The following is a 20,875-nucleotide window of genomic DNA, read 5'->3' on the forward strand; positions in this document are numbered from 1 at the left end:
TGAAACGTAAGGATTGAGAAGATGAGTATTTTTACAGTAGAAAATTTATATAAATCATTCGGTGAAAAAGTATTATTCGACCATATTTCCTTTGCCATTGGTGAACGGGAACGAATTGGTCTAATTGGAGTTAACGGAACGGGAAAATCGACATTATTAAAGGTACTCTCCAAAGAAGAAGGGATGGAAGAGGGGAAGCTCACCCATTCGAACCAGTTGCAGATTGAATATCTTCCGCAACAACCGGATTTAGACGACAATCTTACAACATTAGAACAAATTTATTACGGTGACTCGCTGATCATGAAAGTGATGCGGGAATATGAGCAAGCCCTCCATGAACTTCAAAATCAGCCAGAAAATAATCAACTTCAAGAACGTCTTTTAAAAATTCAAGCGAAGATGGATGAGTGTGAGGCGTGGGAGGCTAATACTGTTGCCAAAACGGTACTGACTCGTCTGGGGATTACTGATTTTACGAAAAAAGTAAAATATCTATCTGGTGGTCAAAAGAAACGTGTAGCAATTGCGAAAGCGTTAATTCAACCTGCTGATTTACTAATATTAGATGAGCCGACAAACCATTTAGACAATGAAACGATTGAATGGTTAGAAGGCTATTTAGCTCAGTATAAAGGCTCGCTCATCATGGTAACGCACGATCGTTATTTTCTTAATCGAGTGACTAATCGTATTTATGAATTAGATCAAGGACAGCTTTATACGTATGAAGGAAATTACGAGACGTTCCTAGAGAAAAAAGCGGAACGAGAAGCGCTCGCAGAACAAAGTGAAGCGAAACGTCAAAACTTATTACGACGGGAGTTAGCTTGGTTACAACGAGGGGCTAAAGCACGAACGACGAAACAAAAAGCCAGGATCCAGCGAGCCGAGGAGTTAAGAGATCAAAAAGGCCCTGCACAAAGAGGTGATGTTGATTTTGCGATCGGCTCCACCCGACTTGGAAAAAAAGTAATTGAAGTAAAAGATATTTCAAAGTCTTACGACGACCACAAGCTGTTTCAGGACCTAAATTATTTAATCGTTCCAGGTGAAAGGTTAGGAATTATTGGGCCCAATGGAACAGGGAAATCTACATTATTAAATATTTTAGCGGGTAGAATTAAACCTAGTGAAGGCGAAATTGAAGTCGGTGAAACGGTAAAAATCGCATATTATACGCAAGATGATGAAGAACTGGATGGGAATATGCGAGTGATTGATTACATTAAAGAAGGTGCCGAAATCGTTCGAACGGCGGATAATCAAATTATTACGGCTGAGCAAATGTTAGAACGGTTTCTGTTTCCTCGTGCGATGCAATGGACGTATATACGCAGATTATCTGGAGGCGAACGCCGCCGCCTTTATTTACTCCGTGTCCTGATGGAGGAGCCGAATGTTTTATTTCTCGATGAGCCGACGAATGACCTTGATACCCAGACATTGAGTGTATTAGAGGATTACTTAGATCAATTTCCAGGAGTTGTTTTAACGGTATCCCATGATCGTTACTTCTTAGATCGTGTAGTTGATCACTTGCTCGTCTTTGAAGGGAATGGTTCAATTAGCCGTTATCAAGGATCGTATTCGGAATTTATGGAAGACAAGCGACTGGAAAAAGAACTAGAACTTCAAGAAAGAAAAGCGAAAGTGCAAGAAACGAATGAACAACCGAAAAAGAAGGAACAGCGAAAAAAGCTATCGTATAAAGATCAACAAGAGTGGAATACCATCGAGGAGCGTATTTCAAAGCTGGAATTAAAAATCGAACAAATTGAAACGGACATTGTGGCTGCAGGCAGTGACTTTGGAAAAATTCAAGAATTAATGAAAGAACAAAAACAAACTGAAGAAGAGTTGGAACAAGCGATGGAACGGTGGGAGGAGCTTTCCTTATTAGTTGAGGAAATCGAAGACCAAAAATAACGGGTGGTTAAATGAAAGAAAAAATCAAAAACATTCTTTTAGAAATGGAAGCTGTACATCATGTAAAAATTATCTATGCGTGTGAAGCAGGCAGTAGAGCTTGGGGAACGGCTTCTGAAGACAGTGATTACGATGTTCGCTTTATCTATATTCATCCGATAAACTGGTATCTATCGATTGAGCAAAAGCGAGAGGTATTGGAAATCCCCGTAACGAAGGAACTAGATATGGTCGGTTGGGATCTAAGAAAAGCATTAGTTTTATTGAACAAGTCCAACCCAACGTTGTTGGAGTGGTTACAATCGAGCATTGTCTATTATGAAAAGGACGCAATTGTAGATGAACTGCGGTTACTTTCACGTAGTACGTTTTCCGCTAAAACCTGCTTGTATCATTATCTTAATATGGCGAAACGTAATGCGAAAGGAGCGTTTAACAGCCCAAACGCTAACGTTAAGCTCGTCTTAAATGTTGTTAAACCCATACTAGCCTGCAGTTGGATAGAGAAATATCATTCGATTCCGCCGAATGAGCTTCAACATTTAATTGATAAAGTAATAACTCCAAGTCCACTGCGATCTGAAATAGATGGGTTATTGGCGAACAAATTAAAAAAAGTTGAAGAAGTAAAAACAGAAGAATTGGTTGCAACAGAAGAATATGTGGCTGAACGATTAGTTCAACTGAGCGATTATATAAAAGCGCTAGAGGAAGATAAACAAAACTTTACAGAAGCATTAGACCAATTTTTTCAAACAACGTTAGGCAATATTTGGAATTGATTCGTCTAAAACTATACTATTAATAACAAAAGCTGCCTGATCCAGAGTACAATAAATGGGTCAGGCTTTTTAGTTTGTTCGCTGTTATTGTGTAACGGGTAGAGGAGTATGAAAAGAATTCAGAAAAAATCGAAACTTATTAATAATGCAATCGTATATATGGTTTAGTTATGAAAGAACTTAGTAATTAAAAAATCTCGAGGAGAGGTGTAAGCGTGAATAAGAAACAAATGATGTTCATTACAGGGTTATTTGTCATAGCGATTGTCATTGGTGGTTTTATGTATGATGAATACCAGCAATCGTATCCAGAACCTCAACAAGCGTTATTTGCGACCGATCCTAATCTAATCCTAATTCCTGCCTACAAGATCGGTAATGAAGCTTTATTCTTTTTATTTAAGGAAGGGAGGCATTTAGGTGCAGCTCATTTAAAAAAAGGATTACTTGGCTGGAAACCGCCGATGATTACGTACAGTCCTTTAGGTGATGTCGATGCCTACGATAAGTTATCTGGGTATCAAGGATATGTTGGTCACATAATCTACGGGTTAATTCCAGATGGAGGCCGTTATGAAGTAATTGTCGAGGACGAACCAGCAGGACTATTGCCATTAGCGATGCTGCCGCAAGACGAAGTGGAAGAATTAGGCCTCGAAGGTTTCTACCTTTGGTATTACGAGAGTGTCGACTCGATTAGAGGTGGCACGATTTATTTACGTGACCTTAACACAGGAAAGATTGTTGATGAACTTACAATTTCTAAGTAGAACAGCGTTAACGGTTAGCTATAGAACTTACTGAAAGGGAGTGGAGTTTTTGAAATTCGATATTCTTGGCATTATCTTAACGTTAGGACTCTTTATACTTATATTTTCACCCATACTATTTTCAAAAAAGCAGAAAGATAGAACTGAATCTATTGGCTGGGCTGGACACTTTAAATCAAAGTGGTTTGGTATACCATTTATTTTTCTTTTGCTATTTGGTAACTACTCAGAACTTGCATTTCTTAATTTAGCTTTTATCATCACATGTTCTATAATTGCTTCTTTCTTTATTTCATTTATAGCCAATCGAAAATTATTGGTGAAAAGCAAACATGTATCATAAGGTGTAATGGGTTATGAAGGGAGAATTAGTCAGTGGCAAACTTTAAGAAAGTACCATTAAAAGAAAGGGTAATAGCTGGACTCGTTGTATTTGTTATTTTTATTTCTTTCAGTTACTATACTCAACTATTTAACCTGTAAATTCATTAGGTTTATATCAATTATTATCTTTTGCGAATTACTTTCTTGAATTAGCTCCATAAAACTTTTTTTCAATAAAAGGTAAGTAAGAGTAGATAGAAAATGGATATCGTACGTGAAATAGAAATGGGGGAAGTGTTAATTTGAAGAAGTTTTTTGCTCTTACTCTATGCACCTTTTATTTGTTAGGTATTTTTGGTTGTTCCCACAACGAAAAAGAGGAAGGTTTATCCGATAGACGACCGATGGTTATGGTAAATGAAAGGATCTACATGGATACAGGGAGAGAAATACCACTAGAAGTTGATAATCAGGAGAAAAAGGGAGTAATAACATCATCGGTAAAAAGCACAGAAATACCCGCACAGCATGGAGAAAGTAACTTTGGTAATGAAGGTGCACAATATGCTTTATATAATGAAGGTCTTGTAGTGTTAATACAAGATAAATGGGTATTCTTTAAAGAAGATAAAGAATGATAGGGTCGAATGATTAATGTGACACCACCATTGTGCTCTCTAATAAAAGCCTCAATTAATTGGCTTTATTTTTAATCCTTTTTTCTAAATCTTTCCCTGATTTAGTTAACAGTATAGGTAGGAAAGGAACAGCGCTAGTTCTTACTAGTAATATACATATTGGGGTGTTCTTATTGATATGCTAAAATTCTTTGAATATAACTGGAAAGTAAGAGATGAGTGGTTTGACTGGTGCGACCAAGTAGCGACTGAAGAGTTGATAAAGGAACGCAGAGGTGGAGTGGGAAGTATCTTATATACCTTTTTTCATATTATTGATGTCGAATATAGCTGGGTTCGTGGTATTCAGAGCAAGGAAGATGTAATATTTCAGTTTGAAGACTATAACTCGCTTAGCAAGGTTAAATCTCTATCAGATGAATTACGCAAGGAAATAGCTGAGTTTTTACAAACAAATTTAGATGGTTTAAAGGAAAAAGTTATAAATGTTTCTTGGGATGAAGAAAAATACACTGTGGATGAAATACTTCACCATATAATTGCACACGAAATTCATCATATCGGTCAACTTTCAGTTTGGTCAAGAGAACTAGATTTACAACCTATATCTACTAGCTTTATTGGAAAAGAGATAAAATCTATTCATACTTATTGTACTTAATTTTGATAAGTATCACCGTTAATATTAAAAAGCAGTGACTGATAATATACCTGTTGGTTGCACGTCTAGAGTTAATACTGTATCCACGTGGTCATCATGGACATGTAGAAGTGTGTTATTAGTAGGATCTGTAATGACGACTTGATCATTGACTAATGTTAGACTTGGGTACACATGATCATGCCCATGTCCCTCAGCTAATTCAAATGCATCAATAACCTGAAGTTCAGATTTAATCGTTCCACTCGTTAAGTCGAGTTGATATAGGGTTCCGTTTATGCCTAAAACAAATCCTGTTCCATTCGCATTAACTGCCATTGAGCTTATATAAGGTGTGGAGATATCAATGGTTTTTAGTGTTTTTTCACTTGTATCAATGACACTAATATTTGTTGCAAGCTCTGGTTTTTCTTTACTGCTGTAATTTGCTAGGAAATAACGGCTGTCATTATGACTCTTAATCGTTCCCACTCGTGCCTCTTCATCAGGTAGTGAAATCTCTATTGCTTCATCTGTATGAGGAAGGTATAAGAGAACTTGCCCTTCACAACCAAAGGCGACGATTTCTTTTTCTTTAGATCCTTGGGAAGCTTCACCGTGAAGGCGAGGGCAAGAGGCATAGCGGGACACTTCTTCTCCTGTTTCATCATAAATAACGATTCCTTCTGGAAGTGGCTGTGGATCTTCTTCATCTGTGTAGGATACAGCATAATTTCCATTTGATAATGGGACTGCAACACCGTGGTGTCCTATACCAGGAGCGGTAAAGATAGGCTCTGGCTTTTTATTTGTTTTTAAACTTTTGTTAGGATAAACCTCCACTTGCCCATCACCATCATAGAAGATGGCTGTTTTTCCACTATGAGTAACGATGTGTGTTGGCTTTTCCCCATGTATTTCATAGTCTGACACAACAGGTGTCTCTACATATGTATGTCCATGATCGCCATGGCTCTCCGCCCATACGCCTAAATCTAGAAGCTTTAATACCCCTTCTTCACGGTTGTTCAGAAACACGTGGCGATTGTCTGCTGTAAGACCCATAGCACTTGTGTCTGTTTCTAGAGTTTCAATGATTTGAAAGTTTCCGTCCAAGATGATGACACCTGCATCATAGCTAACGGCAATACGTGTTCCGTTTTTCTCTTCTTTATCACTTTGTTCTGCCTCTTCTTCGTTATGTTCTTCCTCATCAGCGTCATCATTTTCAGATAGAAGCTCCTCGGACATATCTTCGCTAGAAGTCGTTTCTTCGTTTGTAGTTGAAGTTGAGTTTGAACTACACCCAACAATAATCAAGATAGTGACCATAAGTAATAGAGTAACAAACACCTTTGAGTTACGTAATAACTGTTCATCTGTAATGTGATCCCCCTTTTATTGTAAATAGTAATCATTACGTTTTATATTATAGGAAGGATTTTCCTGACAGGTCAATGAGCATTTAGAGGGGTGGCTAAAGTTCCGTTCTAGACGAAACCTTACAAATGACTGGACTAGAAAAAAATAAGGTAGAGAGTAAAAAACGCTAGGACGGACTAAATTGATTTCCTAGCGTTAATAGTGTTTTTTTATTTTCTCATTTTATTCGAATAATGTGTGAAGTGAAATAGTATTTGCTATACATCAACTAGTTTCCTTGTTCTTCTTATCTCTGATTAATTGAAGAATGTCTTGTTTTAAGTGATTTCTCTTTTCATTGGTTATGGAACTGAGCCAGGAAGTAACATCTTTTCCGTATTTTCTTTTTCCGCGTTGATAGATGTTTAAAAACACTTGTTTGAAAACAGGTGATTGGTTGTTTATTTTATTTAATTTGCGACTTTCATCTAAAACAAAGTTCAAAAAAGAGACGTTTTCTAGGGACACTTTTTTAGCTAATCGAGTAAGAAAAGTACTTGCTTCATCATACGCTTGATGCTTGTAGTAGTAAGCTAAAATATCAGTGACTAAAGAGGGGGTTTTTTCAAATTGTTTTATAAGATGAATTAAAAAACGGTCATAACGATGAAGAAGTAAGAAATCAATGGATTTTTTTGGATTTGCAGTAGAGAGTGCTGTTGTTAGTGTGGAATGGATTAATGAGTTAGAAGTCTTGTAGTTCATCGATTGAGAAGATAATAAACGAGAAGGCCAACAATTTTTAATATCTTGTAAATGTTCATCCGAAAGAAGTTTTTCTAAGTTTTTATTATGGAATTTAGCATGTTCTTCGTCATTTAAAGCATCTTTAATATCAGCTTGAGTAAGTGGACTATTCGTTCTAGCAGCTTCAATTTGTTTACATTGTTCAAGGCAGCGTGCAGCATGTGGATCATGTGTCTTATTTAGGAAAAAAGATTGTAAAAATTCACCTGTATGGGATATACGGGCATAAATTTTCGGGCGGTCCTCTTCAAATAAAATGACATGGTTATCCTTGTCTGTAGGTTCTTGATACTTGATAAGATAGTGGGAATTGTTATTTAAACTTACGGTTTTCCCGAGCAAGCAAGCAGGTAGAGTCATAAAATAACCTTCCTTTCGCTGGAGTGATTTTTTGTTCGCCATCGTACTCCTTACCAACTATTGTAAATGTTTTTAAGCGAAAAGTGAAATGTTGTTTGCTTTTATAACTAAAAGAGTGGAATGGCGTGCGCTGGTGGAGAAATTTGGAGGGTGCTTAAACGAAAAGGGATGAATTTTGTGCGGTAGAGGGAAAAATTAGGAGGAGGCGTGAACGAAAAGGGATGAAACGTGAGCGAGATAGGAAAAAATTAGGAGAAAGCGTGAACAAAAAGAGATGAAACGTGAGCGGTAGAGGGAAAAATTAGGAGAAAGCGTGAACAAAAAGAGATGAAACGTGAGCGGTAGAGGGAAAAATTAGGAGGAAGCGTGAACAAAAAGAGATGAAACGTGAGCAGAATAGGAAAAAATTAGGAGGAAGCGTGAACCAAAAGCCGTGAATGGTGTGCGGTAGAGCAGTAGAGCAAAAAGCTAGGAGAAACTAAAAAAAGGGCCCTTACGCAGGAGCCCTTTTCATCTTATTGCTTTATTTTATGTGGGAAAGCCTTATTAAGTCATCAACAACAGAACGTAACTATTGAACAGCAGTTGTGATCTCCTAGGTAGCCGCGGTTTGTGAGTGGACATATTGAGACGTCTGTAGCAAATTGAGTTTCTGGACGAATGGACAGAAGGTGTCAATTTTATTGTAGCGTAACAGGATAGAGGCGGTAGTAACAAAAATTAATAAATTTTGTGTCAAAAGCCACCTCAAAAAGAGAACTAACATTCGCTTTTTTTTGGCGATTTCTGTATAATTAAAGGGTGATTTACTAAAGCTAGGAGGTTATTATGAATCCTCATCCTATTATTGGGCAACTAATTGATATTGTTAAAAAAAATAAGTTAACAGAGAAGATATTTGTTGTTCCTTCACACCGTGATGGACAACTCGTGATACACGCTTTAGCGAGAGCAGGTCAACCTGTTCTTAATGTGAAGGTTAAAACGTTTATGGACTTAGCCCTTGAGTGGATTAAACCTATTATGAAAAAAGCCGATTATAAACAAATGCCATACCAAATTGGCAAACAGTATATTTTTTCAGAACTGCAAAAATTGAAAGACAATAAACAGTTAAGTTATTTTAACTCTGTCCAATTGACTCCTGCATTTAGTCAAGCTGTGTACCAAGCGATATTAGATTTAAAACAAGCGAGAGTATCTGTACAAAATTTTCCAAAACAAGCGTTTCTAAAGCAAGAGAAGGGAGAAGATTTATACAAGCTCTTTCAAGCGTATGAAAAAAAACGCCAAGAAAAACGATTGCTGGATACGGCTGATATCTTCGAGCTTGCCATGCAACAACCTGTCGTGCCCCAAAAACAGTCACTATATATCTTTTTTCCTCATGAAGCTTATTATCGAATCGAGAAAGAGTTTTTCCTGCATTACACGAAAGGCGAAGAGGTTGTCGCACTAGACTTCCCATCGGTTTTTGGGGTAGAGCCGCTGCCGACGATGCTGCCGCCGACCAGAAATATCGAATCGCACCATCCATTTAGTTTTTTATATCAAATTGAAAATGCATCTAGTGAACCGGATCTTGTTTTAAAAGCAGCCATCAGTGAAGATGAAGAAATACATGGTGTATTTAGGGAGTTGAAAAATAAGAAACTACCTTTCGATCAATCCGTCATTTTCTATACAAGTGGACGACCTTACGTAGAAAGTGTTCTTCGCTTTGTGCAAAAACAAAAGTTGGAGGATTGTGTCACGTTTGCTGAGGGCGTTCCTGTTAATTTGACCAAACCAGGAAAGCTTCTTAAAGGTGTTTTTCAGTGGATGCGTGAAAACTACAGCGTTAAGATGCTGGCTAAATTAATTAGAGAAGGCTGTATATCATTAAACCAAATAGAACTGTCAGGAGAAAAAGTCATTGAGCTTCTTCATGAGGCAGACATTCATTGGGGAAAAGAAAGGTATTTGCAGAAGCTTCAAGAAAAAATGACCGATTTAGCACTGAAAATAAAAGAAGATCCCTCCAATACACGTGCTGTTCAAAAGCTAGAGAGATACAAACAATTAGAAAGATGGTTAACCCCATGGATGGAACGATTTGAGGGAGACAGCACGTGGAGTCCCATCTCATATAAACAGTGGTTAATCGCCTTGAAAGATTTAATCTCAGTTGAAGATAACTCTAACAATGCGCTAAACACATCTGCCAAAAATCAATTGATTGAAGCGATAACAGAAGTTGAACATCTGGCGGATGGAGACATGACGTTAGGTGAGGCACTAAATGATACAGAACAGTGGTTAATGAAGCTTACTGTGGGAGCATCTATGCCTAAGCCAGGCCATCTCCATATCTCGCCTCATCGGATTGGTTTGTATTTAGATCGTCCTCATGTGTATATCGTCGGTTTAGATAACGGTAGGTTTCCTGGTCGACAAAAAGAAGACCCTATTCTTCTTGATCTAGAAAGAAAAGCGATTCATCCTGAGATGACGTTAGGTCGTGAATTTGTCAAACGAAACTTTTATTTATTTGTTCAGCTATTGTTAACGACAAAAGGACATGTGCGAATGAGCTATCCGTTTATGGATACGGTTGAAAATCGGCGATCTGCCCCAGCGCATATCTTTTTACAAGCTTATCGGTTATTAACGAGACAACCTAGCGTAACTGGGGAAGAGCTTGCCCTTGCTCTTCAAGATGATGTTCATTTTATCCAAAAAGAAACAGCAAATGTAATTCATGAAAGTGAATGGTGGGCCAAGCAAGTATGGGATCAGAGCCAATTAGATAAAGAAGTCTTTAACGAAGTATCATTTATACACTTGAAACAAGCTGAACTGGCTAGAGAGGCGCGTCGTAATGAAGTGTTTACTGAATTCGATGGCCGAGTAGAGTATGATCACGACAAACTTGATCCTAGAAAAAATGACCAGCTTACGATTACAACGAGTAAGTTAGAGATGTTAGGGACTTGTCCGTATAAATACTTTTTAAAGCATATTTTATATGTAGAAGAAGACCAAATTGAAGAATTCGATATGTATAGCTGGCTCACCCCGCAGACGAGAGGAAGTTTAATGCATGAAGTGTTTGAGCGTTTTTATGGACGTTTAAAAGAAGCAAAAGAAAAGCCGCAAGTAGAACAGCATCTAGATCTGATTATCGATATTGCTGATCAAGTGCTCTCTTTCGAACGAGAAAGCAACCCGCCGCCAAGTGAAATCATTTATTTATTAGAACGCCAGGAAATTCTAGAGTCATGTGCGGTCTTTTTGAAGGCGGAGGAAGAGGCAAGTGGTGAAGGCGATCCGTTATTCTTTGAATTTAATTTTGGAATTAGTGGGCAAGACCCAGCAACGATTGATCTCACCAATGGGGAGTCGATCCGATTAAGCGGGAAGATTGACCGAGTCGATCGTTTAAAGAATGGACTATATGCAATTATTGATTATAAAACAGGAAGTTCCTATGGCTATACTGAAAAAGCCTATTTTAACGGGGGGCGTAAACTTCAACATAGTCTGTATGCACTTGCGTTTGAAAAGCTTTTTGCGCATCAAAATGCACAAGTCAGCTCAAGCACCTACCTTTTCCCGACTCTGAAAGGGCAAGGTGAGAGAATTGTACGAAAGCATAACGATGAGGAACGGCAGCAATTTTTAACGATCGTCGAGCACTTATGTGACCTCCTTGCTAAAGGGCATTTTCCTTACACCGATGCAGCTGATGATTGTAAATTTTGTGATTATAAAATAGTTTGTCAAAGACACACGTACGAAGAAGAGGTGCTTGCGAAGAAACACGAAGAAGAAACAGCTTCAGGAGCTTTACGGTTAAAGGAGGTGCGCTCGTATGACTGATGTTGTATTAATGGATAAGGCTGAACGTGATAAGGTTATGGAACACTTGAACACGAATTTTCTCGTGGAAGCAGGTGCAGGATCTGGAAAAACCTTCAGCCTTGTTCAAAGAATGGCCAATCTCGTTACAACAGGAACTTATGAAATTCGGGAAATTGTTGCAATTACGTTTACGCGAAAAGCGGCGGACGAGTTAAAGGAACGATTTCAAACCGAATTAGAGAAAAGAAGAAAAGAAATAACGGATGTTGTTGTGAAAGAAAGAATTGAACGAGCATTAGCGGACTTTGATCAATGTTACCTTGGAACGGTTCACTCATTCTGTGCTAGGCTGTTACGGGAAAGACCAGTAGAGGCAGGGCTTGATTTTGATTTTAAAGAGCTAGATGAACAAGAAGACAAGTTGATCGCTGATGAAGCGTGGGAACGTTACATCAATGACATTCGCTTAAAATCTCCAGAACAATTGGATGAGCTGTCCGAGTTAGGCATTGATGTCGCTTCTTTGCGAGCTAATTTACATGAGCTACGCGAGTATGCTGATGTGGTCTGGTTTTATGAAGAAACAGAAAGACCTGATTTAGGTGAGGTGTTCTCTGAGCTAAAAGCATTCATAGAGTATGTAAAAACGAATCTACCAGATGGAGAGCCTGATAAAGGTTATGACTCGCTTCAAAAGAAAGTTCTTCGTACGATGCGGGAATTAAAGTATTTTGATATTACGAAAGATAAGACGAAAGTGGCGATGTTAAGGCCTTATCAAAAGAAAACAACGGTCACCTTAAATCGTTGGAAGGATAATGATGTAGCAAAAGAAATAAGAGATGAACGACAAATCATTCTTGCAGAGGCTGTTGCGCCTGTATTAGAAAGATGGTTTGAATTTTGCCATAGTCGGCTAATTCCATTTTTAAAGCCAGCACTAGCGTACTACCAAAACTTAAAAAAGAAGCGATCTTCATTAAACTTTCAAGACTTGCTTTCTGAATCGGCGAAACTATTAAAGGAAAACAGTGAGGTTCGTCGGTATTTCCAAAAGAAATATAAGTGCTTACTCGTTGATGAATTCCAAGATACGGATCCAATCCAAGCCGAACTCATGTTATATCTAACAGGTGAAGAAATTGAAGAAAAGAATTGGACGAAGTTAACTCCTCGTCAAGGCTCTCTCTTTGTAGTTGGAGATCCAAAGCAGTCAATTTATCGGTTCCGGCGCGCGGATATTGATATTTATCAACGCGTAAAGGAGATGATTGCGAGTACGGGCGGGGAAGCACTGAACCTAACCATGAACTTCCGAACGACAAGTCTTGTTACGGAACCATTAAATGAAGTGTTTGTTCAGCATTTACCTGAACAAGAAACGAGTTATCAAGCCGCTTACAGACCGTTAAATTCCGTAAAAAGAGATGATCAGGAAGAAGAACAGAAATTGGGCATTTATAAATGGACGGTTCCTAATGCAAGAAAAACAGCGGAAGTGATTGAAGCTGATGCTGACGGAATCGCAAAGTATATTCGTGAAAAGCTAACGAATGGTGAAGCACAACCACGAGATTTTATGATCCTGACCCGGTACAACGGCGGGATTGATGATTATGCCAAAAAATTAGAAGAATATAGGATTCCTGTGATGACAACCGGAGAGGTCAGCTTAGCTGAAGACGAAGAACTTCGTGCGACACTTTATCTGTTCAAGCTTTTAGCGGAACCGACGAATTCTCTTTATGCTGCAGCTGTATTACGAGGCCCGCTGTTTGGTATAAGCGACAAGCTTTTATATAACTTCACGACTCATGGCGGGAGGCTCGCATTATTTACAGCGATTCCTGAACAACTAGCTGAAGAAGAACAAGCATTATTAAAATCAATATACGACAAGCTGAATCAATATTATATGTGGCGCAGACAAGACATTCCGACTGCGGCCATCGAGAAAATCTTGTTGGATGTAGGTTTACTGCCCAAATATATGAGCTTAGAAAAAAATAAACGCGATTATACACGTACCTACCAAGTACTAGAGAAACTAAGAGCTTATGAAGCAAGCGGACATGCTGAGTTTTACGCTATCGTAGAACGATTAGAGCAATTAATCATTGACGAATCGATGGAAGAAATGACCTTACCGGATGAAGAAAATGCCGTACGTGTCATGAATGTTCATAAATCAAAAGGGCTTGAGGCACCAATCGTATTCTTAGTTCATCCGAAGAAGTTTGTGGATCAAAAAGATAAAATTGGCCGTCATATCCAGCGTGAGCAAGAAAGTTCCATTGGCTACTTTTGTTTTACCAATGAAAAAGATGAGATGATGGCACAACCGCCAAACTGGCAACGGCTACAAGCAGAAGAATATGAGTATTTAAAAGCTGAGGAAATGCGACTCGTTTATGTGGCCGCGACCCGAGCTGAGAAGATGCTTGTCATCAGTTGTATGGATAAAGGCAATGAAAAAAATAATCCGTGGAATGATCTGCTTGAGGGACTTGAATTGGATGAGTTTCTAGTACCTGTAGACATCGTTAAACCTGAAGTAGCTGATAAAAACGTAGTTAACGTAGACGAGTGGAAGCACATCCGTGAGCAAGTCTTGAACTGGGCCGAACCGCTAAAACAGAAGACGTACGAGATGGAGCGACCGACGGACCGTACAGAAGACGATCATTCCTTACTAGGCATTGTTAGGGAAACTGGCGGTGGTAAAGATTGGGGAAGTGTTATTCATGAAGCGTTTGAAGCGATTTTAAAAGGAAGTGAAACTAGAAGTGAAGTCATTGAGGAGCTTCTAGGCAAATATGATTTTCCAGTAGAACGTGCTTCAGATGTAAACGATGCGATTGAAGCATTTTTACAGTCACCTATTTGGGAGCGGTGCAAGAAATCCGATGAGTGGTTTGCAGAAATGCCATTTACAGTAATGGTCCAAGAAGGACATCCATTGTACCGAGAAGAAACAGGAGAAACGATATTAACAGGGATCATCGATCTTATCTTTAAAGAAAATGATCAGTGGATTATCGTCGACTATAAGACGGACCGATTTACAAGAAAAGAAGATATTGAAAAGTTAAAAGATTATTACGCAAAGCAACTTAATGTTTACAAACAGGCTTGGGAAGAAATCACAATGGAACAAGTAGGAGAAATGAATATCTACTTTGTTCAAACGCAGGATTGCGTGAAGATCTAAATGGATGCAAAATAAATGATCCCTCCTTCAACAAGGGCACTTTCAGCCTATTGTTGGAGGAGGGATTTTTCTGTAATGTTGTGGATTGCTACCTTTAGCGATGGTTTAGAACAAATAATTTCCTTATAGTGGGAGAATTAAGTTGTAAAAATCAATTTACGTTAGTTAATTTCCATATAATAGTATAATAGTGACCTAAAGGACAATTTAGAATAAAAACTTTACTTATAATGGTAAATGCTAGATCTAAAAGGCATTTTAGAGCAATAAAATGACATAAAATGTAAATTAGTAACCTAGAGAATAAAGAACACCTTTATTTTTGTTTAAATATAGAATTTTCTGATATTTATTGATGTATATCGATATAATAATAAATAGTTATTTGTGCTAACAATTAAAAAAGAAACGGGGGACTTAGTTGGAAACAATCGTTCAAAGCCAGAGAAATCGTACAAAGCTACAAATATTTAACAAAGGATGCCATTGTGGCATTAAAAGCTTATGCAGACGGTGTAAATGCCTTCATTGGTGAAGCCAAAGAAGCAGGGACATTACCACTAGAGTTTCGTTTCATGGGTTATGAACCGGAACCTTGGACAGTAGTAGATTCTATTACTCTAGGAAAGTATATGGCCTATGATTTAGGCGGGAACTGGGAAAGTCAGATGTTTATACATTATTTAATACAAAACTTTTCAGAAGATGAGGCACTTGAGTTATTCCCAACCTATCCTGCTGGTGGTACAAGCTTTTTGGATTTATTGAAAGCGTATACATTACATTTCTCCAAAGTTTTGCCTATGCAGATAGCCCGAATTTAATGGCAAGTATCATTCAACTAATATAAATCCGAAACTTATCAAAAAACAGGCAAAAAACTAGAATTACTTCCCAGTGATTAAGAAAGAATTTTACAAATTTTTGAAAACCACTCTCTTACTCTATTTTTCTGCTATAATTACTTTCGGAAGAATAGAGTGGAGGGTACATCATGATACGAACGATCATCTGGGTGATTTACTTAGCCCTTTATTTAATTTATAGCTTACCAACGTTGTGGAAAATGAAGCGACTGGATCAATCAATGCCAGTCGAAGCAAGAGATCAAATGTCAGGTGCGATGCCTATGCGTTGGTCTCGTTCGCTCGTTAAGCTAGCAGGAGCGAAAGTAAACGTAGAAGGATTAGAAAATGTTCCGAAACAAGGAGCTGTCTTATTTGTTTCAAACCATCAAGGCGATTTTGATATTCCATTGTTGTTAGGTTATATCGATAAGCCAAAAGGATTTATATCGAAGGAAGAAGTAAAAAAAGTTCCGATTGTGGGACAGTGGATGACAGTCATCAATTGCGTATTTATGCAACGGAAAGACCGCAAACAGTCACTTCAAGCAATAGAGGAAGGAGCAAAGCTGTTACAAAACGGTCATTCTTTAGTCATCTTTCCAGAAGGTACGAGAAGTAAAGGAAAGGAAATGGGGCGCTTTAAAGCAGGGAGTTTCAGGCTTGCTTTACAATCTGGTGTTCCAATTGTTCCAATTTCAATTAACGGCTCCTATCAATTATTCGAAGAAAAAAAGCTGATCCGCCCCGGAACTGTTGATTTAAAAATTGCAGAGCCTATCTGTGCTGAGCAGTATAAAGATATGGACGTCAAAGAAATCGCTAACCATGTTAGGGATGTAATTCAAGAGCAACAATTAAAAGGCTAAATAGAGAAAAGGGTAGCAGGTACCATCAGCGCTTTAAAGCGCTAATGGTACCTGCTACCCTTTTTTATTAAGAAATATATAAATAATTAAGTAGTAATTGCTAGACATTAAGGAATAAGTTCGTTGTAATAGTATAGGTACATAATGTTCGAGTAGAGAAAGTTGGTCACATCATGAAACAAACAAAAACATGGCAAGAAAAACTAAGGCTGTTAATGTATATACTTATCCCAATCCTAATTACGCAGTTAGGTCTTTATGGGATGAACTTTTTTGATACCGTGATGTCAGGGCAAGCAGGAGCAGATGATCTGGCAGGTGTTGCGATCGGTTCAAGTATATGGTTACCGGTATTTACCGGGCTTGTCGGGATATTAATGGCTTTAACACCCATCCTAGCGCAAGATATTGGAGCAGAGAAGTACGATAAGGTCCCGTTTTCTGTTATCCAAGCGACCTATTTATCAATTGCAATTGTCATTGTCATTATTGTTGCAGGGGTCATTGCTCTTAATCCAATTCTTAACGCCATGAGTTTGACAGATGAGGTAAGAAGAATTGCTAAGCATTATTTAATCGGTTTATCATTTGGTATTCTACCGTTATTTTTATATACAGTGCTGAGGTGCTTTTTTGACTCACTCGGGCAAACGCGTGTTACGATGATTATTACCCTTTTAGCTCTACCGATTAATGTGTTCTTTAACTATATTCTCATTTTTGGTCATTTTGGTTTTCCGAGATTAGGTGGAGTAGGAGCAGGATATGCCTCTTCAATCACGTATTGGTTTATATTAGGGATCGCATTCTTTTTCGTTATAAAAGTTCGTCCCTTTTCAGAATATAATATATTCAAAACGTTCTTCCGCGTTTCCTTTTCTGCGTGGAAAGAGTTACTTTTACTAGGGTTACCGATTGGATTTACGATCTTTTTTGAAACGAGTATCTTTGCTGCAGTCACATTACTAATGAGTCAGTTTAATACTGAAACGATTGCTGCTCACCAAGCCGCGATTAATTTCGCGTCACTGCTGTATATGATCCCCATGAGTGTCGCATTTGCTTTAACCATCGCCGTCGGTTATGAAGTAGGGGCCAAGCGATTACAAGATGCCAAGCAATACAGCTATTTAGGAATAGGGTTTGCCGTCATATTCTCCCTTGTGGCCTCTTTAATTTTATATGTGACAAGGGGACCGGTCGCTGGTTTATACTCGAATGATCCAACGGTGTTACTGTTAATTAAGCAGTTTCTATTGTATGCAATTTTCTTCCAAATTTCAGATGCACTAGCGACCCCGATTCAAGGTGCTTTGAGAGGGTACAAAGATGTAAATATTCCGTTTGTCATGGCTTTAGTCTCTTTTTGGATCATTGGTCTTCCTACGGGGTATATCACTGCTAACTTTACACCACTCGGTCCATATGGATATTGGGTCGGGTTAATTACAGGACTTGGTTGTTGTGCGATAGCCTTGTTGTATCGATTAGTAGTTGTACAAAGAAAGTTTTCTGTAAAAGTAAGTTCATAAATCATAAGAACAATAGAAATATTATAAATTCAGTCTGGAGTGAATGTCTTGGCAAAAAAGAAATATTATGTAGTATGGAGCGGGAGAAAAACAGGAATATTCAATACTTGGGCGGAATGCGAAGCGCAAGTAAAAGGTTTTCAAGGAGCTAGATTTAAGTCGTTTGAAAGCAAAGCAGAGGCGGAAGATGCGCTTTCAAATGGAAAGGCTCCGGCAAAGAAAACGTCAACAGCTAAAAAGTCCACTGCCAAAGGTAAAGAAGAAGCAGTTGGTGATGTCGTATGGGATAGCGTATCTGTCGATGTGGGCTGTAGAGGCAATCCTGGTATTGTTGAGTATAAAGGTGTGCATACCAAAACAGGAGAAATTCTGTTTTCACATCCAGAAATACATATAGGTACGAACAATATGGGTGAGTTTTTAGCAATCGTACATGGACTTGCGTGGTTACAACAACAAGGAAAAGATACAACGCCGATTTACTCTGACTCGAAAACAGCGATGAAGTGGGTACGAGATAAAAAGGTAAACTCGAGCTTAAAGCGTGATAAAGACACCGAGTACATCTGGTCTCTAGTTGAACGTGCTGAAAAATGGCTGAAAACAAATACGTACAAAAACCCAATCCTCAAATGGCGTACAGAATTATGGGGCGAAATTAAAGCCGATTACGGACGTAAATAATCGCGTATCCCAAGCTGTTAAAGAAGCAGCTTTGGTTGAGAAATGATAACATAAAGTCATCGATAAAAATTGGATTGGGGGTTTAGCAAATGAGCCAATCGTACAAAAACCTTCTTCAAATGCAAAAAGATTACTTTTATAGTGGTGTAACCCATGATGTCAATTTTCGGATTAAACAACTTAAGAAGCTAAAAAAAGCTTTAAAACTTAATGAAAAGAAGCTTAGTGAAGCACTTCGCAAGGATCTCAATAAATCAGACTTTGAAGCGTACCTTACTGAAATGGGCGTCCTATACAGTGAAATATCGGAAACGATTAAACATGTAAAAGGCTGGGCAAAGCCGCGTAAGGTAAAAACGCCAATGACCCATATCGGTTCAGATAGTTATATTTATCCTCAGCCCTATGGGGTTTCGCTCATTATTTCACCGTGGAATTATCCTGTACAATTAACAATAGCACCGTTAATCGGGGCAATCGCTGCAGGATGTTGTGCTGTTATTAAACCATCGGAATTAACGCCGCACACATCTGCTGTTCTGGCACACTTATTACAGCAAACGTTTGAGGAACAATATATAGCAGTTGTTGAAGGGGACGTAGAAACGAGCACAGCGTTACTGGCTCTTAACTTTGACCATATCTTCTTTACAGGTAGTGTTGCAGTTGGAAGAGTAGTTATGGAAGCCGCAGCAAAGCATTTAACACCAATTACGCTTGAATTAGGCGGGAAAAGTCCTACGATTATACATGAAGATGCAAAACTAGATATAGCAGCGAAACGGATCGCGTGGGGGAAATTTACAAATGCCGGGCAGACATGTGTAGCTCCAGATTACTTACTCGTGCATAAAAGTGTAAAAGAACCCTTTTTAAAGAAGCTGGTCGAACAAATTAAGGACCAATTCGGTGAAGATGTTTCACGGAATTCAGATTTTCCTATGGTCGTTAATGAAAGGCATTTCGACCGTCTAACTGGGTATATGCAAGATGGGACGATTCTCTTTGGAGGAAATTCGATTAGAGAACGGCGCTTTATCGAGCCGACGATACTGGATCATGTCTCATGGGATTCCAAAGTAATGGAGGAGGAAATCTTTGGACCGATCTTACCTTTGTTTGAATATGAAACGGAGCAAGAGGTCATTGAGATGGTACGGAAACGTCCGAATCCATTGGCTCTTTACCTTTTTACAGAAAACAAAAAGACCGAGCAAAATATAGTCACTCATTTATCATTTGGCGGCGGTTGTATTAATGATGTCATCTACCATGTCGGAACGTCGCAGTTACCATTTGGCGGAGTAGGTTCAAGTGGTATGGGCGCTTACCATGGAAAATATAGCTTTGATGCTTTTTCACATGATAAAGGGGTATTACATCAATCTACTAAGATGGATATCCCATTGAGGTATCATAAAGCTAAAGGTGGATTAAAACTAATTAAACGAATTATGAAATAAGAAACACACAATAGAAGCTGACTTCACGTCAGCTTTTTTATTCGAGCAGAGGCGGAGCTAGCTTCGGTTTGGTTTATTGCGGTTTCGTCGTGCTTTTGTTAGGTGCATCCGATTTAAGAGAGCTATTCCTTTGGCGTTCACTGGCCTTCTGGCTCTTGTTCATTCTATTTGAATATCTATAGGCAGCTACAATCTATTGATATGTTTGTTTATAAGGTGCTAATTATAGTTTTTATGTAGAGCAGCAATCCCAATGGCAAGGGCTTTTTCTTTCTATTTTTCTAGCAAGCACCAACGATAGTGCCACACCTTATATGCTGGGAAGAAATTAGCGGACACACTGGACCTTATTTCTATGCAAAAGGACCTTTTTCTTTATTTAGAGGACTCAGAAGCCTCTAATTACTAATATTAACGTTAATTCTTAGTGATAATAAGCAAATAAGGGCCTCTCAGTCCGCTTTCTATGTAAAAAGAGTAGTTTTCATGAATATAAGGGCCTCTCAGTCCGTTAAAATAAATAGTCGTCCTCGCTAACAACAATAACAAGTTTGCATCGGTTCTTCATTCGGAGAATTCTATCTTCCACATCGATAGCATATTATTGCATTGTTTTTAATCTTCGTTTCAGTGATTAAATAAGAGAGACCATATATAGCAGAAGTTATGAAGTCTGTTAGAAACCAACTCAAGCGTTACCGATCCATCGGAAAAAACGAACCCTCTTTATAAGAAGGTTCGCTATTTTAAATATTTATTAAGGTGGCAGCATTTACAAATCTGAAGTGCCTGGTTTGACTAAATCTTCTAGTTCAA

At 38.4% G+C, this 20,875-nt stretch carries 15 protein-coding genes; 13 read left to right on the forward strand and 2 right to left on the reverse strand.

Features of this window, described 5'->3' with window-relative positions; genetic code table 11:
* The first annotated feature begins 21 nt into the window (after positions 1-21).
* From AC2VNP_RS14950 to AC2VNP_RS14975, 6 genes are all read left to right on the forward strand, one after another.
* On the forward strand, positions 22-1,929 hold the full coding sequence (locus tag AC2VNP_RS14950) for an ABC-F family ATP-binding cassette domain-containing protein (protein ID WP_486918090.1): 1,908 nt from the start codon (positions 22-24) through the stop codon (positions 1,927-1,929).
* A gap of 11 nt (positions 1,930-1,940) precedes the next feature.
* Positions 1,941-2,711, forward strand: coding sequence for a nucleotidyltransferase domain-containing protein (locus AC2VNP_RS14955; protein ID WP_486918091.1), 771 nt, complete (start codon positions 1,941-1,943; stop codon positions 2,709-2,711).
* A gap of 215 nt (positions 2,712-2,926) precedes the next feature.
* Positions 2,927-3,481 (forward strand): hypothetical protein, encoded by a 555-nt coding sequence (locus tag AC2VNP_RS14960; protein ID WP_486918092.1) that lies wholly within the window; start codon positions 2,927-2,929, stop codon positions 3,479-3,481.
* A 49-nt stretch (positions 3,482-3,530) separates the two neighbouring features.
* Positions 3,531-3,824, forward strand: coding sequence for a hypothetical protein (locus AC2VNP_RS14965; RefSeq protein WP_486918093.1), 294 nt, complete (start codon positions 3,531-3,533; stop codon positions 3,822-3,824).
* Between the two features lie 283 nt (positions 3,825-4,107).
* Positions 4,108-4,443, forward strand: a complete 336-nt coding sequence (locus AC2VNP_RS14970; RefSeq protein WP_486918094.1) for a hypothetical protein — start codon at positions 4,108-4,110, stop codon at positions 4,441-4,443.
* A 178-nt stretch (positions 4,444-4,621) separates the two neighbouring features.
* On the forward strand, positions 4,622-5,104 hold the full coding sequence (locus tag AC2VNP_RS14975) for a DinB family protein (protein WP_486918095.1): 483 nt from the start codon (positions 4,622-4,624) through the stop codon (positions 5,102-5,104).
* 24 nt (positions 5,105-5,128) lie between these two features.
* Here AC2VNP_RS14975 and AC2VNP_RS14980 read toward each other — a convergent pair whose 3' ends face one another.
* A complete protein-coding gene (locus tag AC2VNP_RS14980; protein ID WP_486918096.1) occupies positions 5,129-6,415 on the reverse strand; it encodes a hypothetical protein in 1,287 nt (428 codons plus the stop codon).
* Positions 6,416-6,730: 315 nt separating this feature from the next.
* On the reverse strand, positions 6,731-7,654 hold the full coding sequence (locus AC2VNP_RS14985; protein ID WP_486918097.1) for a hypothetical protein: 924 nt from the start codon (positions 7,652-7,654) through the stop codon (positions 6,731-6,733).
* 786 nt (positions 7,655-8,440) lie between these two features.
* On the opposite strand from AC2VNP_RS14985, the gene AC2VNP_RS14990 reads away from it, so the two are divergent.
* The 7 genes from AC2VNP_RS14990 (at position 8,441) to AC2VNP_RS15020 (ending at position 20,059) form a co-directional block, all read left to right on the forward strand.
* Positions 8,441-11,473, forward strand: coding sequence for a PD-(D/E)XK nuclease family protein (locus AC2VNP_RS14990; RefSeq protein ID WP_486918098.1), 3,033 nt, complete (start codon positions 8,441-8,443; stop codon positions 11,471-11,473).
* Entirely contained in the window at positions 11,466-14,666 is a 3,201-nt protein-coding gene (locus tag AC2VNP_RS14995) for a UvrD-helicase domain-containing protein (protein WP_486918099.1), read from the forward strand. The genes AC2VNP_RS14990 and AC2VNP_RS14995 overlap by 8 nt, the downstream gene beginning before the upstream one ends.
* A 449-nt stretch (positions 14,667-15,115) precedes the next feature.
* Complete coding sequence (locus AC2VNP_RS15000; RefSeq protein WP_486918118.1) at positions 15,116-15,490, forward strand: penicillin acylase family protein; 375 nt, start codon at positions 15,116-15,118, stop codon at positions 15,488-15,490.
* Between the two features lie 170 nt (positions 15,491-15,660).
* A complete protein-coding gene (locus AC2VNP_RS15005) occupies positions 15,661-16,380 on the forward strand; it encodes a lysophospholipid acyltransferase family protein (protein WP_486918100.1) in 720 nt (239 codons plus the stop codon).
* 173 nt (positions 16,381-16,553) lie between these two features.
* Entirely contained in the window at positions 16,554-17,912 is a 1,359-nt protein-coding gene (locus AC2VNP_RS15010) for an MATE family efflux transporter (RefSeq protein ID WP_486918101.1), read from the forward strand.
* Between the two features lie 48 nt (positions 17,913-17,960).
* Complete coding sequence (gene rnhA / locus AC2VNP_RS15015) at positions 17,961-18,596, forward strand: ribonuclease H (protein WP_486918102.1); 636 nt, start codon at positions 17,961-17,963, stop codon at positions 18,594-18,596.
* 89 nt (positions 18,597-18,685) lie between these two features.
* On the forward strand, positions 18,686-20,059 hold the full coding sequence (locus AC2VNP_RS15020) for an aldehyde dehydrogenase (RefSeq protein ID WP_486918103.1): 1,374 nt from the start codon (positions 18,686-18,688) through the stop codon (positions 20,057-20,059).
* Positions 20,060-20,875 lie beyond the last annotated feature (816 nt).

The sequence above is a fragment of the Alkalihalobacterium sp. TH-98 genome (genome assembly GCF_057473385.1).

Bases quoted from the DNA above. Each gene is read 5' to 3' on its own strand.
- AC2VNP_RS14975 (WP_486918095.1), top strand. From the start codon at position 4,622: ATGCTAAAATTCTTTGAATATAACTGGAAAGTAAGAGATGAGTGGTTT.
- AC2VNP_RS14955 (WP_486918091.1), top strand. From the start codon at position 1,941: ATGAAAGAAAAAATCAAAAACATTCTTTTAGAAATGGAAGCTGTACAT.
- AC2VNP_RS15020 (WP_486918103.1), top strand. From the start codon at position 18,686: ATGAGCCAATCGTACAAAAACCTTCTTCAAATGCAAAAAGATTACTTT.
- AC2VNP_RS14995 (WP_486918099.1), top strand. From the start codon at position 11,466: ATGACTGATGTTGTATTAATGGATAAGGCTGAACGTGATAAGGTTATG.
- AC2VNP_RS15005 (WP_486918100.1), top strand. From the start codon at position 15,661: ATGATACGAACGATCATCTGGGTGATTTACTTAGCCCTTTATTTAATT.
- AC2VNP_RS14950 (WP_486918090.1), top strand. From the start codon at position 22: ATGAGTATTTTTACAGTAGAAAATTTATATAAATCATTCGGTGAAAAA.
- AC2VNP_RS14980 (WP_486918096.1), bottom strand. From the start codon at position 6,415: ATGGTCACTATCTTGATTATTGTTGGGTGTAGTTCAAACTCAACTTCA.
- AC2VNP_RS14985 (WP_486918097.1), bottom strand. From the start codon at position 7,654: ATGGCGAACAAAAAATCACTCCAGCGAAAGGAAGGTTATTTTATGACT.
- AC2VNP_RS15010 (WP_486918101.1), top strand. From the start codon at position 16,554: ATGAAACAAACAAAAACATGGCAAGAAAAACTAAGGCTGTTAATGTAT.
- AC2VNP_RS14990 (WP_486918098.1), top strand. From the start codon at position 8,441: ATGAATCCTCATCCTATTATTGGGCAACTAATTGATATTGTTAAAAAA.